This window comes from cyanobacterium endosymbiont of Epithemia clementina EcSB (assembly GCF_029919255.1).
Lineage (GTDB): Bacteria > Cyanobacteriota > Cyanobacteriia > Cyanobacteriales > Microcystaceae > Rippkaea.
Genome location: NZ_CP123991.1, coordinates 3056006 through 3072807 on the forward strand (window position 1 = coordinate 3056006; position 16802 = coordinate 3072807).

Consider the following 16802-nt stretch of genomic DNA (forward strand, 5'->3'; position numbering starts at 1 on the left):
TCCACACCGGCGTCGAAAAATAGTATAATGCTAGCCTGGCGGTGTTTCCTTTTTTAAAATAATGCCCGAACAACAATTACATCTGAGATTGCATTGGTTGCATATCATCATTTCCAATGTTTTACTAATCTTTATCTTGGAAACTCCAGCTGATAGTCAATTCTCATCATCAGAGGTTAGTCCTATTAAGGATGGTTTGATTGAAAATACCTTTGATTTACCATCAGAAATTATTGAAGATAGCCCCGTCTTAAAAAAATGGTTAAATAAGATTCCTAATGTCTTATACGATATTCATACTGATCCGAGTTTTCGAACACGTGTGGGGATAGGATACGCAGAATTTCCTTCTACTGAACATGAGGGAGGAATTAATATTGGGGTTGATGATATTTTTATTGGAAAAACGGGTTTAACAATTAGTGGTGACTATCAAACTTCTTTTAGAAGACGAGATGCGGGAGGGCTTAACTTACAATATTATTTGTTGCCTTTGGGGAATTATATTAATGTTGCTCCCATGGTAGGATATCGTTCAATCTACACTAACGACTATTCTGAAAGTGGGTTTAACATTGGAGGTAAATTAGTCCTTCCTTTATCACGTACTGGCGCATCTGATATTTCATTATCTCACAGTTTTATTTCCCCTGGTGAAGATACTGAAGTAGGGATTATAACTATTTCTTTTGGTTATGCAATTACTAAAAATATTCGATTAGCTACTAAAATTGAAAGACAAAATTCACAGATTAAAAAAGATAGTAAAATTGGCATTATGTTTGAATTAATGCCATAGTTTAATGTCATAGATATTGAGAAAAGTTGTGAAGTAAATTAGTAAGTAATAAACTAGAATGAAAACCTATTTACAAGTTTTACGATTATTTTGGACAACAGCAATTACGGCAGAATTAGAATATCGATTAAACTTTGTAATTGCTATGATTAGCGGGTTTGCTAATTTTATTGGGAGTTTATTTAGCTTATTCTTATTCTATGGAACAGGTTATACCTTTCATGGATGGACTTGGGACGAAGCGATGATAGTGGTAGGAATGTTTACTTTCCTACAAGGTATTTCTGCTACCTTTTTAGTCCCTAATTTAAACCGAATTGTTGAACAAGTAGAGAAGGGAACTCTAGATTTTGTGTTACTGAAACCAATTAGTAGCCAATTTTGGTTGTCTTGTAGAATTCTATCTCCTTGGGGATTTTCAGATTTGGTTTTTGGAGTAATTATAATTTTCTATTTTAGTTCTAAACTATCTTTACATCTAGGAGACTATATACTCAGTTTTATAACAACAATTTTGGGTATCACCATACTGTATGGTATTTGGTTTATCTTAGGAGCAACCAGTGTATGGTTTGTTAAAATTTATAATGTTACCGAAGTTCTCAGAGGATTATTAGAAGCAGGCAGATATCCCATTAGTGCTTATCCTGCGGTCTATCGTTTTTTCTTTACCTTTGTAATTCCTGTTATTTTTCTGACTACTGTTCCGGCGGAAGTACTTTTAGGAAAAATCGAAGCTTCATGGATTTTAGGCGCAGCACTAATAGCATTAGCCCTCTTATTTATCTCTCACTATTTCTGGCAATTTGCCCTTCGTTTTTATACCAGTGCTTCTAGTTGATTTTGACTATGATAAATAAAGATTTTTTTATTGGGAAAAATGTGTGATAACCCTATTGAAATTAAAAATATAAGCTATAGTTATCTCGATGGTACTTCTTCTCTGAATAGAATTAACTTATCAGTTCAAGAGGGAGAGATAGTTGCCTTAATTGGAGCAAATGGATCAGGAAAATCCACCCTAAAATTTCACCTCAATGGAATTTTTCTACCTCAGTCGGGACCTATTAAAGTAGGGCAGTAGGAAGTTAATCCTAAAAATCTTACCAAGATCAGAAATTTTGTCGGTTTAATTTTTTAACCTCCTGAAAATTAGCTACTTATACATACTGTGTGGGATGATATCGCTTTTAGACCGAAAAATAATCGTATCAAGGGAAAAGAACTACAGTTAAGAGTTTTAGAGGCTATGGAAGCGATGAAAATAGATCCCCAAATTTATAGTTCAAGGAACCCTGATAATTTATCAGGAGGAGAAAAAAAGCGGGTAACGATCGCCCGGTTTTTAGCTATGCAGCCTCAAGTATTAGTGTTAGGTTAACCTCCGTCTCAACTTAATTCCCGTTCTCGACGCTATCTTATTGGCTTGCTACAGGCTCTTTCTCTAACCCAATTAATTGCCGCTACCCACGCTCTTGATTTAGCTAGCGTGAAAATTATGTGAGCGCACTATTATTCTTAACCAAAGTCAGATTGTCTATGATGGTTAGAAAGACAGAATAATGAGCAATCAAAATTTTTTGGAGAAACAGACTTTAGAACCACCTCTCAGTTACAGTCGTCCTTACTCTAATTTAGGAGATACTCCTTGAGTGAGTCAGATATTTGCACACAAAAAGATTAACTAAACTATCGCTTAACGTCCATAACATTCATGTTTGCAAAACATTAAACTAAAGTATCATTTCTTACAGATCGTTTTTGTAAAAAAGTTCCATCTACTTCAAATAAATTATCAGTAAGATCAGAAAAATTGCTCTAAAGTTTTCATATTGTTCCGTCGGTAGAGTATCAAAGATTAGGAAATACAGTTGCAGCTTTTGCTTAGAAAATCCGAATTTTAGCTTCTAAACTCTTATTTTTGTATTTAATTGCTCGTTTTTAGAAAATTGAAAGTAAAATTTTTTTAAAATTAGGATACATAGATAGAATGAAGGGCTATCAAGGCAAATACAAAATTCAAGTCGAAAATTACAGATTAAGTTTAACCATTTACAAATAATTGTTTAGTAAAACTAAATAATTAAATTAAGTTATTCAAGAAATAATTACGCAAAAGATTTAATTATCATTGTAAGTCTTTTGCTAACAATTTTGAAAAATAGCCTAAAGTAGGGCTCCACCTATAATTTCCGAAACTACCAAAAAGTTTAGGTTTAGCTTGTACTAAGTCTATAAACCTTAATAATCCAACGATTAATTCTCTAGTCAGTGGAACTGAGCTTAATGAACTTCTAAAGAAAAGTCAACTTAGTCAACCCGCAAGGCTTTTCTTAGGTCTCATCCTATAAAAAATAGGGTTAAATGACCAAAACTAGAAAACACAAACGTTAAGAAATTTTGTCTATTGATTTAAGTTTTAGCAAGAGGATTAAACACTATCACTATTGCAGTCAGAAGCGTTTCACAGAGAGGATACCAAACCCTCCTCTCTGACTAGCTCAAGCGTAATCGGTTTGTGTTGGTTAGTCTGGCTTATTCCTATTCCTCTACGCTTACCTCGTACTCGATAGATGGTTAACCAGAACCATCTTTATTCTGATACACCCACAAGTTTGCTAGTTCTTACTTCGAAGAAGCCAACTTCCTAACCGTAGCTGTATTTTCTTCTGCTAATGCATTCGAACACTCTAGCTTGTTCCTCTGAGGATCTAAAGTTCAAGGAGACTTTACCCTTTAGTGTAAAATTGGTGGACTATGGATATTGACCGCCCTTTACGAAGTTTTCGTACTGATCAGCTTCATGCTACGTTAGTTTGAAACATCATTGCTTCCTCATTTCCTCTATTTCTATCCCAGTATTCGTCAGTGTGTTCTTTAGGCATGAAGAACCTCATTGGTGATTACATTTGGGCAGATATAACCTGTATGTTAGTGGTGTGTGACACATTTTTATCAAGCCTTTCGGTTGGACTTGCCGTGCTTTCATATGATCTGGTGAAGCTTACCTTTCCTAAATAGACTTTATTATTTCTGTGATAGTTTGGTACAAAAATCCCGCTCACCCTATTAAATTAGGAGGTTCTATCCTACTAGTATTGAGACATCTTAGTCTCAAGCGTTTACTTTCTTAGTTCGTGACTAACGCTTAGAAGCTAAAATTAGGTCTGATCAGAATAAGGTTTATCTATCTAGCTAAGACTTTATAAGTAAAATTGTGATGGTTCAAATGGTCGGAATTTTAATTCTACAAGATGACAACATGGTTAAAGAGCTTTAAACTCTATAGACTTAGTTTTTATGGAATTAGGTTTTAACATGTCATTAATTATTTAGTTGAGCGCGGCTAAGTTTCAGGTAAAACTTTAAGAACTTTCCATAGCAAGCAATATAAACTAATTATCTATTTTTACAGTAAATTAATCTGAAGTAGACCACTATCCCTTTTTTTTAAAAAAAATCGGTTGAGGATTCTAAACATCTCCTTTGTATTTTCCGTCTTGTTGTCTCCTGCGTTACAACTAAAAATCTTTTGTTCTATGCAGGTAAAAACTGATATGAGAGTATGTTCTCAAGAATAATAATTAATTATCCCAGAGAATAGAAACTCACACTGCCATTGCATTTTAACTAGATGTTAATCCTCTGAATTGACTATGAGTGTTGCAGACATTAGGTGCTATAGTCAAATAGATTTGCCAGAGAGTTATCATAGTAGACCCGATTGTGATGCTTAATTTCTCTTTTAAGTTAATGTTAATGACCTTCAAAGGTAAGCTTTTATGTGCTTTTTCTCTCTACAAAAGGTATCGTGTTGTTAGTACTGCACCTGTGGATGTTCTTTGGCAGAAACTAATTAATTTGGCCGATGTTTCTTGGCATCCCTTGTTCTCAAAAACGAATGTCCCTTTGGGGCTAATCGCAAAACCAGGGTTAATTTATCAAGTAGTAACACGCCTCACCCCCATCCCCATTCGTCTATTTGTAGAAAACGTCAGGCCAGGGGAATTATTAAGTATGCGAGTTCTAGCGATTCCAGGAATTGAACAGAAAATTACCTATCAAGTAGAATCTACTCTTTGCGGATCTTATATTTCCTATTCAGTGACTTTGCGCGGATGGTTATCCCCGTTGATCTGGTGGCTTATCAAACCCTATTCTGCTCGTGTCGCCTCAGAGTTAGCCAGCGCGGCCGAAAGATTAGCTTAATGAATTCCTTTTGCTTAGTTAAATGCACTAAAGTCTAACTAATCGTAGTTTGATTTTGCAAGTCGCTGTTGAATGCGAGCTAAGTAGATTTTGTTATCAACAGCAGCTCTTGGGGATGGTAATTTAGTATTTGGCCAACTAGACAAGTTAACACAAAGACACACAGGTGAAGCACTTTCAGAAATAGCGACCGGACAAGGCATCCGACACCTTGCACACTCGACTACCTCCCACTCAGGACTCAATAACTGTTGAATAGTTTGTTCAGCGCCCTCTAAATAACAATCAGCATCTACGGCGAAGATGTATTGCCAATAACTTTCGAATTCACTAGAATAGGTGTTGCCCCTAAAGATTTGACTAGGACACAATTTTTGTTGACGCTTAGGAAGTAAAACGTTATCTTGCCCAGTTGAAACCAATGAGCAAGATAACGTTTTACCTGTGCTTCCGAAGCCATATTTATAAACTTTTCCATGGTCAGTGGTGTATTTTCGTACTAACATCTGTATTGTTTGTCGCCATTCTTTGTAATTGAAAATTTATAATTGTTCTTTTGTCAGAGGTTCGCCAAGTAAACTTAGGTTCAGGGCGTGACCTCCGGTAACCAGATATACTAAATTGGCGATTACCCCTAGGTGTCGGGTTAAATTTCCTAAGCGATCGCGGAATGTGCGTCCTAAGGGGTAGGCTGGAATGACTCCCCATCCTGTCTCCTCAGCTACTAAAATGACATCGACAGGAGTTGTTTCTAAACAGTCCAAGAATTGAGCCATCGTCTGCATCCAGGTCAAACCATCTTGTTCTAGACAATTGGCCACCCAGGTTCCTATAGAATCAATCAAAAGACAATGAGGCGGCGTAACTGTTTCTAAGATAACTGATAAGTTATAGGGAACCCATAGGGTTTCCCAATGGGGAGGACGACGTTCTCGATGAAGAGTAATCCTTTCTAGCCATTCTTGGTCCTGGGTATTTTCTAAGGCTGTCGCTACATAAATAACAGGCTTCTTGGATTTTTCAGCCAGGGTTTCAGCCCACTCACTTTTACCTGAACGGGTAGGCCCAGTTACTAAAATAATTTGTTGGTTTTGAAGCGGTTCTAAATCATTGACCATTATAATTAGAGTTATTAAGAAATTTTCCTGAAGAAGAGAGAACAACCATCGTCGATAGATTCTCCTTTTACTTAGAAATAAAACGTAATTAAATTAAGTTATTTCTTCAATATTTTTCAGATAATAGCAGTAACTTATTACTAGCGTAAAACGAGAGTTTAATTCCTTAGATTATTAATGAAGCGGCTCTACCTTTCATAATTAACCTCAAGTTAAATACAATTGTTTTAGCTTAGCACTAATAGGCATTAGTTATTGATCTTTGTTCTAATCTGTATAAAATAGACAAAAAGATTAAATCAATCCTCAGTAATAAACTTTTTTTTAAAAAAAATAGAAATTACTACGTTAGTCACTCTTGCTTTTTATTAGTTTTAAACTATTCCAATTAGATAGAACTTTTTACTAAGTAAAAAATTCTATCTAATTGGAATAGGCAATTGTAGATATAAAAAGATAATATTTGTATTTTTTTTTAAGAAAAGTCTTCCAAAATTGATCTAATATTTGATGGACTTATTGTGCCGTAGTATCAATACATTAATTTGAAGCGTACTAATACTGCAATTGCGATCACTCGATGTCCATTAACAATGATGATATAATGCTGACTAAGTCAAGATTTTATTGTGCTCCGTCCTCTAATTTTTAGCTATCAAGAATTATTCTAGTTCAGAACTTGATCTTGGACAAAAGGAGCTGGTGATTTCACCCTTAAAATCAATTCAGACTCTTTCATGATGGAAAAGTAGATGAGGTGATGAGAGATAAAAAATTTTAAAAAAAACAGGATTAATACTCTCCTAAAAGGACTTTTTCACAAAAAAACTAAAAAGAAAATAAAAACGATAGTGAGAATTAATATCTGTGAATTGCCCTAAAAAATATTAGCTATAAGATCATTGATAATCAATTAAGAACAATTAGTTCTTGGACAAATTTTAAATTCCTGAAAGGAGGGTGTAATTCTCTGAATGTGGGAGTTGTCTGGCGAAAACTCGATTACTTTTGGTGTATAAATCCAGTATTTTGACTTTTCGACAATTTTGGTCTGATTATTTCTGTCGACTACCTCATAGCAAGACCATAAATTGCGATAATCTTTGATTTTAGCGGTAGTTGGTAGTCAAAACTTTGATGTTACAAATGTCTCACTTAAATTTAACCGTGCGATCACATTTCTAGAGTTTGAAAAGCAGCACTAAATTCTAGGGTTAAAATCAAGGTTGAAGTGCGAGTAGCACGATTAAATTCAGATAAAATAGTGAAAACTATAGTAGAACACTTTTTTTAAACAAAATAGGATATCGGTGATTATGGTAAATCATGTTGATTTTTTTTCCACAGTCCTTTCATCGATAAGAGGCTAAGTAATTGTTCTAGTTATAAGTAGATTTTAGGATAATCTTACACTTTATCGGTTTATTTATTCAAAAATCGTATATATTGCTAACATAACTGTTCTTTGTCTATTTATTTTTTCTATTTCTGTCCTAACTAAAAGTTTACCCCGTCTTAATATGGTGTTTATCATTTCTGACTACTTAAAAGTTCATACATATGAAGTAAAAATTAAAGTGTGACTAAAATTACCAATTGATAAAAAAATAATCTATAAGTGCTCACATAATTACCCATAATCATAAAATACCAATTGTGGGCATAGTTAAAGGAAAAAAGAGGTTTAACTGCTAATTTCTAACTTTTGACTTTTGACTTTCAATCACTGCCTTGTTAAGATACTGTTTAAAGAATTGGGGAAACTAAAAATCCAACGTTAGACTAAAAAACGTTAGATTAATCGGGGTGTACCGCTACGCGGAAGGCGAAAGGTAAATAGGCATCAAGAAAAAGTTGACCATAACAAAGCCTCAGCTTTTACCAGTGTCTAACAAGCCAATGCCTTATGCAATAGCAAAAACCCTTTTTGATAAGAACCAAGTAGATTTGGTAGCAGTTATATGACGAAACGTACCTTTGCTGTAATCGGTTTAGCCGTGATGGGAGAAAACCTAGCTCTTAATGTTGAGAGTCGTGGTTATCCCATTGCTGTTTATAACCGTAGCCGCGAGAAAACAGACAGATTCATGAGTACCCGAGCCGTTGGCAAAGATATAAAAGCGGCCTACTCCTTGGAAGAATTAGTTCAAACCTTAGAACGGCCCCGTAAACTTCTGGTGATGGTTCAAGCAGGAAAACCTGTTGATTACGTCATTCAAGACTTAAAACCTCTCCTTGAAAAAGGAGATATGATCATTGATGGCGGTAACTCTCTCTATGAGGATACCGAAAGACGCACCCAAGAATTAGAAGCCACCGGACTTGGTTTTGTAGGAATGGGTGTTAGTGGTGGAGAAGAAGGTGCATTAAAGGGCCCTAGTTTGATGCCTGGGGGTACGGAGGCTGCCTATAGAGAACTCGAACCAATTTTAACCAAAATTGCTGCCCAAGTAGATGATGGCCCGTGTGTCACCTTTGTGGGACGCGGTGGAGCTGGTCATTATGTAAAAATGGTACATAATGGGATTGAATATGGCGATATGCAATTGATTGCTGAAGCCTATGACATCATGAGAAACGGCCTAGGGTTGAGCAATGAAGAGTTGCACGAGGTCTTCAAAGAATGGAACACTACCGATGAACTTAATTCTTTTCTAATTGAAATTACCGCCGATATTTTCAAATACAAAGACCCAGAAACCGGAAAACACCTAGTAGACCTCATTCTCGACTCTGCAGGACAAAAGGGAACTGGACGCTGGACTGTGATGACTTCCTTAGAGTTAGGGGTTCCTATTCCCACAATGTATGCTGCGGTAAACGCACGGGTTATGTCTTCGTATAAAGATGAACGAGTGGCTGCATCCAAAGAACTACCCGGACCTACAACTAAATTCAAAGGAGATGCCAAGGCATTTGTTAACAAAGTACGAGATGCGTTGTACTGTTCTAAGATGTGTTCTTATGCTCAAGGAATGGCCCTAATCGCTAAAGCTTCAGCAGAGTACAATTACGGGGTAAGTTTACCTGAGTCTGCTCGTATTTGGAAAGGCGGTTGTATCATTCGTGCTGGTTTTCTTGACAAAATTAAAAAAGCATTTGTTGATAACCCCACCTTGCCTAATTTGTTATTAGCTCCTGAATTTAAGCAAAGTATCTTAGATCGTCAAGAAGCATGGCGCGAGGTGTTAATGTTGGCTAACCAGTTGGGTATTCCTGTTCCTGCGTTTAGTGGGTCTTTAGACTATTTTGATAGTTATCGTCGTGTTGGTTTACCTCAGAATCTAACCCAAGCACAAAGGGATTATTTTGGGGCACATACTTACGAACGTATTGATAAACCCAGGGGTGAATTTATCCATACTGAATGGGCAGCTCAATAGAAGGTTTTTTCCCTCACTGCTTATTAAGCATAAAGACTCTCTCTTCCGGGAGAGTTTTTTTAGTTAAACTTGTCGAGTGGGCATAGCCCACCTTACCTGAAATTAGACTGAAAACTGTGTTTTAATACGTTTCATAGCTTCTTCTATATTCTCCCGACTATTGAAAGCGGAAATCCTGAAATATCCTTCTCCTGCGGCACCAAACCCAGATCCTGGAGTTCCTACCACATGAGCAGTTTGCAATAATTGATCGAAAAAATCCCAACTTGAGAGGTTATAGGGAGTTTTTACCCAAATGTAGGGAGAATTTACGCCACCATATACCTTAAACCCTGCTTTTTTTAGTTGATTGCAGATGATCTGAGCATTTTCTAGGTAAAAACTGACTAATTTCTTAACCTGTGCTTTCCCTGTATCGGAATAGACTGCTTCTGCCCCTCGTTGTACAATGTAAGAAACCCCATTAAATTTGGTACACTGATGACGGCTCCACAGTTTCCACAATTCTATCTCTGATCCATCAGAGACTTTAGCAGTAAGGGTTTTGGGAACCACTGTTAAAGCACAACGAGTACCCGTGAATCCTGCATTTTTAGAAAAAGACCTAAATTCAATCGCACAGTCTTTAGCTCCTTCAATTTCATAGATAGAATGGGGGAGACTGTCGTCGGTAATAAAAGCTTCATAAGCAGCATCAAAAAAAATGATAGACCCCTTAGCTTTAGCATACTCTACCCAGGTTTTTAGATAGTCTTTTGTGGCGGTTGCCCCTGTGGGGTTGTTAGGAAAACAAAGATAGATCAGATCTACTTTTTGACTGGGGATATCTGCAATAAAATTATTCTCTGCACTGATGGAAAGATAAACTAAGCCGTCATATTCCCCTTTGTCATTGGCTTTCCCCGTATAACCAGCCATAACACTTGTATCGACATAAACTGGGTATACAGGGTCGGTAACGGCAATTTTGTTATTTTTGTCAAAAATATCAAGAATGTTCCCTGTATCGCATTTAGCCCCATCTGAGACAAATATTTCTGAAGCATCTATATCACAATTCCTTGATTGAAAGTCATTAGCTGCGATTTTTTCCCGTAACCAGCCATAACCTTGTTCTGGTCCGTAGCCTCTAAAAGTTGCGCGCTCACCCATATCTTCCACAGCTTTAATCATGGCAGTGCGACAAGCTTCGGGCAGAGGTTCGGTGACATCTCCTATACCTAGCTTAATAATATTAGTATCAGGATTAACTTCGACGAAAGTTTTGACCCGTCTAGCGATTTCGGGAAAGAGGTATCCTGATTTAAGTTTGAGGTAATTTTCGTTGATAGTTGTCATGTTTATTTTGCTACAAATGCTTTTTATTAGCTTACACTGTGTCATGAAATTTGAAGAAAGTTTCAAATTTCATCGTTATGGGTGTTCTGTTAACGTGAATTCGATGAGATTTAAAAACACTGTTGTTATTCTCAATATCGATTTTACTAAGCTTGTCATATAAAACTATTAATACTAACTAATATCCTGAAAGCCTTATTTTGAAATTATTTAAATTACTAGAAATTAAATTGTTGTTAGTAAACATACAAAATCAGGACATGTTAGAGTCTAGCAGGTCTTATTATATAAATTTTAGTGCCTCATCTAAGTTAAAATCTGATGAGAAAGCTGATTTTAAAAAGCTTTCGAGAAGGATAGCTTACTCTAAATTGAGAAATATTTTTTAGAATAAATTAATAATTATAATTATAAGTATAAATAATTGCAATCAATCGAACAAAAAAAGTCCAGTTTATCAAATGTTCAATCTGAGAGATATTCTTTAGTTGGTGCGCTAACCGTTTCAAATTTAAATAATTAGTCGAACTAACCTTTCATGCTTGAGTATTTAGTCTAAAAAGCATTGGTCTAGATCTCATTGGTCTAGATCTCTAAAAAGAATCTCTTCCCTAATTAGGAAAGAGATTCTTTGACAAAAACAAATCCTGGCATCGAGCTATTGTCCCGGTGGGCTACCCCACAAGTATCTTGGCCGCTGCCGCGTTTCACAAGCGAGTTCGGGATGGTATCGCAGTGGGTCCACGGTGCTAGAGACACCAGGAAGTGAAATGATTAAGAAAAGTACCCTCAAGACTGCAAAAAACGAGAAAAAAAGTTCAAAGTAAAAGTTCAAAGTAATATAGAAGGTCAAGCCCTCGATCTGTTAGTATGCCTCGGCTTCATTCATTACTGAATGTCCACCTAGCACCTATAAACGGGTAGTCTTCCCGTGATCTTACCAGGTTAACCCTGTGAGAGCACTCATCTCGAGGTGGGCTTCCCACTTAGATGCTTTCAGCGGTTATCCGCTCCGCACTTGGCTACCCTGCGTTTACCGTTGGCACGATAACAGGTACACCAGCGGTGCGTCCTTCCCGGTCCTCTCGTACTAAGGAAGGCTCCTCTCAATGCTCTTACGCCTACACCGGATATGGACCGAACTGTCTCACGACGTTCTGAACCCAGCTCACGTACCGCTTTAATGGGCGAACAGCCCAACCCTTGGGACGTACTTCCGCCCCAGGTTGCGATGAGCCGACATCGAGGTGCCAAACCTCCCCGTCGATGTGAACTCTTGGGGGAGATCAGCCTGTTATCCCTAGAGTAACTTTTATCCGTTGAGCGACGGCCCTTCCACGCGGTGCCGTCGGATCACTAAGGCCGACTTTCGTCTCTGCTTGACTTGTAGGTCTCGCAGTCAAGCTCCCTTATGCCTTTGCACTCTACGGCTGATTTCCAACCAGCCTGAGGGAACCTTTGCGCGCCTCCGTTATCTTTTAGGAGGCGACCGCCCCAGTCAAACTGCCCACCTGAAACTGTTCTTTCCCCGGCTAACGGGTTAAAGTTAGAATTCTAGCCTTTCTAGAGTGGTATCTCACCATTGGCTCCATCTGACCCACAAGCCAGACTTCAAAGCCTCCCACCTATCCTGCGCAAGAAAAGCCCGAACTCAATTCCAGGCTACAGTAAAGCTTCATAGGGTCTTTCTGTCCAAGTGCAGGTAGTCCGTATCTTCACAGACAATCCTATTTCGCCGAGCCTCTCTCCGAGACAGTGCCCAGATCGTTACGCCTTTCGTGCGGGTCGGAACTTACCCGACAAGGAATTTCGCTACCTTAGGACCGTTATAGTTACGGCCGCCGTTCACCGGGGCTTCAGTCGCTAGCTTCGGTTACCCTAACCAACTTCCTTAACCTTCCGGCACTGGGCAGGCGTCAGCCCCCATACTGCGTCTTACGACTTGGCGGAGACCTGTGTTTTTGGTAAACAGTCGCCTGGGCCTCTTCACTGTGACCACCTCTCGGTGGCACCCCTTCTCCCAAAGTTACGGGGTAATTTTGCCGAGTTCCTTAGAGAGAGTTATCTCGCGCCCCTTAGTATTCTCAACCTCCCTACCTGTGTCGGTTTCGGGTACAGGTAATTAGAAATTAACGTGGTTCGGGCTTTTCTGGGAAGCTTGACATCAGTCACTTCCTCTCCGTAGAGAGTCGGACTCGCAACTTAGCTCAGGACGTTTTCTCCGTCCCTCAACACCTCGTATACTTACACCGGTAACCATTATCCGGCTGACTTAGCCTTCTCCGTCCCCCGCCACAATTTCTAATCAGTACGGGAATGTTAACCCGTTGTCCATCGACTACGCTTTTCAGCCTCGCCTTAGGTCCTGACTAACCCTCCGCGGACGAGCCTTCCGGAGGAACCCTTAGGGTTTCGGGGTATATGATTCTCACATATATTTTCGCTACTCAAGCCGACATTCTCACTTCTATGCTGTCCACACCTGCTTGCCGCTAGTGCTTCACCCTACATAGAACGCTCCCCTACCACAGTTTCCTGTCCACAGCTTCGGTAGAATACTTAGCCCCGTTCATTTTCGGCGCAGGAGCGCTTGACCAGTGAGCTATTACGCACTCTTTTAAGGATTGCTGCTTCTAGGCAAACCTACTGGTTGTCTGTGCACTCCCACCTCCTTTATCACTTAGTATTCATTTGGGGACCTTAGCTGGTGGTCTGGGCTGTTTCCCTTTCGACGATGAAGCTTATCCCTCACCGTCTTACTGGTTGATGCATAACGGGTATTCTGAGTTTATCTCACGTTGGTACCGCTCTCGCAGCCCGCAGCGAAATAGTGCTTTACCCCCCGCCATGGTACACAACCGCTGCGCCTAAACGCATTTCGGGGAGAACCAGCTAGCTCCGGGTTCGATTGGCATTTCACCCCTAACCACAGCTCATCCGCTGATTTTTCAACATCAGTCGGTTCGGACCTCCACTTGGTATTACCCAAGCTTCATCCTGGCCATGGTTAGATCACCCGGGTTCGGGTCTACAAATTGTGACTAGCGCCCTATTCGGACTCGCTTTCGCTTTGGCTTCAGGTATTTCCCCTTAACCTGCCACAACCTGTAAGTCGCCGGCTCATTCTTCAACAGGCACACGGTCAGACGTTAAATCGTCCTCCCATTGCTTGTAGGCTAACGGTTTCATGTTCTATTTCACTCCCCTTACTGGGGTTCTTTTCACCTTTCCCTCGCGGTACTATTTCACTATCGGTCACACAGGAGTATTTAGCCTTACGAAGTGGTCTTCGCAGATTCACACGGGATTTCTCGTGCCCCGTGCTACTCGGGATTCAGCTAGGCTGTTTAAGTTTTTAACTACAGGGCTTTTACCTTCTCTGGCGCAGTGTTCAGCTGCTTCGTCTAACCGCTACAGTCCATGTTGCTGTCCCACAACCCCATCTGCCGAAGCTGATGGTTTAGGCTGTTCCCTGTTCGCTCGCCGCTACTGGGGGAATCGCTTTTGCTTTCTTTTCCTCGGGTTACTAAGATGTTTCAGTTGGCCCGGTTGGCTCGCACCACCCTATGTATTCAGGTGGCCGTGTTTAAGGTTGCCCTATTCGGATATCTCCGGCTCAATGCTTGTTTCCAGCTCCCCGGAGCGTTTCGTCGGTAACTACGTCCTTCATCGCCTCTGTGTACCTAGGTATCCACCGTTAGCCCTTTGTAGCTTGACCATTTCAATATGGTACTTATCACTTGGACTTTTCTACACGGACAGTATTTTTTTACGCTTCAGTTAACAACGTATTAACAACGCGTTAACTAATAACATAAGAATATGACCGTTTTCTCGTTTTTATGCAGTTTTCAAGGTACTTTACTGGACTTTAACTGCCCAGCAGTCTGTCCTACTTTATCCAAGTAAGACTCGGTGCTGGACCCATGTTTGAATGTTGCTTTAAAAAGCACACATTGTATTTAGGTGGGCCATCCTGGACTTGAACCAGGGACCTCACCCTTATCAGGGGTGCGCTCTAACCACCTGAGCTAATAGCCCTCGTTCCGAACCAATTCCAGTTTAGAAGCTAATACAAGCAGTTTTCCCTTGCACGACCTTGGGATCCATTCTAAGGAAAGGCGTTTATTTAGGCTTTAGACTTTCGTCTTTTACCTTTTACCTTTTACCCCGAATTAAGGTCTCCCTATAAGGAGGTGATCCAGCCACACCTTCCGGTACGGCTACCTTGTTACGACTTCACCCCAGTCACCAGCCCTGCCTTAGGAGTCCCCCTCCAAAAGGTTAGGGTAACTACTTCGGGCGTGACCAGCTTCCATGGTGTGACGGGCGGTGTGTACAAGGCCCGGGAACGAATTCACCGCAGTATGCTGACCTGCGATTACTAGCGATTCCTACTTCATGCAGGCGAGTTGCAGCCTGCAATCTGAACTGAGGCTGGGTTTGATGAGATTCGCTTTCCCTCGCGGGGTCGCTGCCCTTTGTCCCAACCATTGTAGTACGTGTGTCGCCCAGAGCGTAAGGGGCATGCTGACTTGACGTCATCCTCACCTTCCTCCGGTTTGTCACCGGCAGTCTCCCTAGAGTTCCCAACTTAATGATGGCAACTAAGGACGAGGGTTGCGCTCGTTGCGGGACTTAACCCAACATCTCACGACACGAGCTGACGACAGCCATGCACCACCTGTGTTCGCGTTCCCGAAGGCACCCTCGAATTTCATCAAGGTTCGCGACATGTCAAGCCCTGGTAAGGTTCTTCGCGTTGCATCGAATTAAACCACATACTCCACCGCTTGTGCGGGCCCCCGTCAATTCCTTTGAGTTTCACACTTGCGTGCGTACTCCCCAGGCGGGAAACTTAACGCGTTAGCTTCGGCACGGCTTGGGTCGATACAAGCCACACCTAGTTTCCATCGTTTACAGCTAGGACTACAGGGGTATCTAATCCCTTTCGCTCCCCTAGCTTTCGTCCCTGAGTGTCAGTTCCGGCCCAGTAGCGCGCCTTCGCCACCGATGTTCTTCCCAATATCTACGCATTTCACCGCTACACTGGGAATTCCCGCTACCCCTACCGGACTCTAGTTTCTCAGTTTCCACCGCCTATCTAGAGTTAAGCTCTAGCCTTTGACAGCGGACTTGAGTAACCACCTGCGGACGCTTTACGCCCAATAATTCCGGATAACGCTTGCATCCTCCGTATTACCGCGGCTGCTGGCACGGAGTTAGCCGATGCTTATTCCTCAGGTACCGTCAGATCTTCTTCCCTGAGAAAAGAGGTTTACAACCCAAGAGCCTTCCTCCCTCACGCGGTATTGCTCCGTCAGGCTTTCGCCCATTGCGGAAAATTCCCCACTGCTGCCTCCCGTAGGAGTCTGGGCCGTGTCTCAGTCCCAGTGTGGCTGCTCGTCCTCTCAGACCAGCTACTGATCGACGCCTTGGTGAGCCTTTACCTCACCAACTAGCTAATCAGACGCGAGCTCCTCTCCTGGCAATAAATCTTTCACCTTACGGCACATTGGGTATTAGCAGTCGTTTCCAACTGTTGTCCCCAACCAAGAGGCAGATTCTCACGCGTTACTCACCCGTCCGCCACTAGCTCCGAAGAGCTCGTTCGACTTGCATGTGTTAGGCATACCGCCAGCGTTCATCCTGAGCCAGGATCAAACTCTCCATAGTGTTTGATCTGACTTGCGCCGATATTTCCCAATTAAATTGGTTCTTCGGCTCCTTATCTATTTAGTCTTATCGTTTTTTTGTCTACTAGACAGGAAAAACAATAAGATGTATAATTTTTCCAATGACAAGGGTTTTATGGCTTTTAGCTTCTAAACTATGGATTTTTCAAGGTTCAGTGCGCTGGTGGAGAGCGTGTTGCTCTTAACCGCGCATTTACCAATCTATACCAACGTCCTAGAAAATGTCAACCCTTTTTTAAAACTTTTTTTCTTCTCCCTC

Annotated in this window: 7 protein-coding genes, 1 tRNA gene, 3 rRNA genes and 1 pseudogene; 5 read left to right on the forward strand and 7 right to left on the reverse strand. The window is 40.7% G+C overall.

Going from position 1 to position 16802, the window contains the following annotated elements:
* Nucleotides 1–61: 61 nt before the first annotated feature.
* From P3F56_RS10195 to P3F56_RS10210, 4 genes and pseudogenes are all read left to right on the forward strand, one after another.
* Complete coding sequence (locus P3F56_RS10195; protein WP_281152734.1) at nt 62–799, forward strand: hypothetical protein; 738 nt, start codon at nt 62–64, stop codon at nt 797–799.
* A gap of 58 nt (nt 800–857) precedes the next feature.
* A complete protein-coding gene (locus P3F56_RS10200; protein WP_281152735.1) occupies nt 858–1640 on the forward strand; it encodes an ABC transporter permease in 783 nt (260 codons plus the stop codon).
* Between the two features lie 39 nt (nt 1641–1679).
* Nucleotides 1680–2451 (forward strand): annotated as a pseudogene (locus P3F56_RS10205) (energy-coupling factor ABC transporter ATP-binding protein).
* 2074 nt (nt 2452–4525) lie between these two features.
* Entirely contained in the window at nt 4526–5008 is a 483-nt protein-coding gene (locus tag P3F56_RS10210) for an SRPBCC family protein (RefSeq protein ID WP_281152736.1), read from the forward strand.
* Nucleotides 5009–5046: 38 nt separating this feature from the next.
* Here P3F56_RS10210 and P3F56_RS10215 read toward each other — a convergent pair whose 3' ends face one another.
* Both P3F56_RS10215 and cobU read right to left on the reverse strand, forming a co-directional pair.
* Nucleotides 5047–5514: a hypothetical protein gene (locus tag P3F56_RS10215; protein WP_342637151.1), complete on the reverse strand. Its 468-nt coding sequence runs from the start codon at nt 5512–5514 to the stop codon at nt 5047–5049.
* 36 nt (nt 5515–5550) lie between these two features.
* On the reverse strand, nt 5551–6126 hold the full coding sequence (gene cobU / locus P3F56_RS10220) for a bifunctional adenosylcobinamide kinase/adenosylcobinamide-phosphate guanylyltransferase (RefSeq protein WP_281152737.1): 576 nt from the start codon (nt 6124–6126) through the stop codon (nt 5551–5553).
* A 1961-nt stretch (nt 6127–8087) separates the two neighbouring features.
* Here cobU and gnd point away from each other — a divergent pair.
* Nucleotides 8088–9509, forward strand: coding sequence for a decarboxylating NADP(+)-dependent phosphogluconate dehydrogenase (gene gnd, locus P3F56_RS10225; RefSeq protein ID WP_281152738.1), 1422 nt, complete (start codon nt 8088–8090; stop codon nt 9507–9509).
* Nucleotides 9510–9611: 102 nt separating this feature from the next.
* On the opposite strand, the gene P3F56_RS10230 is transcribed toward gnd, so the two are convergent.
* From P3F56_RS10230 to P3F56_RS10250, 5 genes are all read right to left on the reverse strand, one after another.
* Complete coding sequence (locus P3F56_RS10230) at nt 9612–10847, reverse strand: LL-diaminopimelate aminotransferase (RefSeq protein WP_281152739.1); 1236 nt, start codon at nt 10845–10847, stop codon at nt 9612–9614.
* Between the two features lie 645 nt (nt 10848–11492).
* A 5S ribosomal RNA gene (gene rrf / locus P3F56_RS10235) occupies nt 11493–11610 on the reverse strand.
* Nucleotides 11611–11692: 82 nt separating this feature from the next.
* Nucleotides 11693–14565 (reverse strand): 23S ribosomal RNA (locus P3F56_RS10240).
* A 249-nt stretch (nt 14566–14814) separates the two neighbouring features.
* A tRNA-Ile gene (locus P3F56_RS10245) sits at nt 14815–14888 on the reverse strand.
* A 148-nt stretch (nt 14889–15036) separates the two neighbouring features.
* Nucleotides 15037–16523: ribosomal RNA gene (locus P3F56_RS10250) — 16S ribosomal RNA — on the reverse strand.
* The 16S, 23S and 5S rRNA genes sit together here with 1 tRNA gene alongside, the layout of an rRNA operon.
* Nucleotides 16524–16802: the final 279 nt, after the last annotated feature.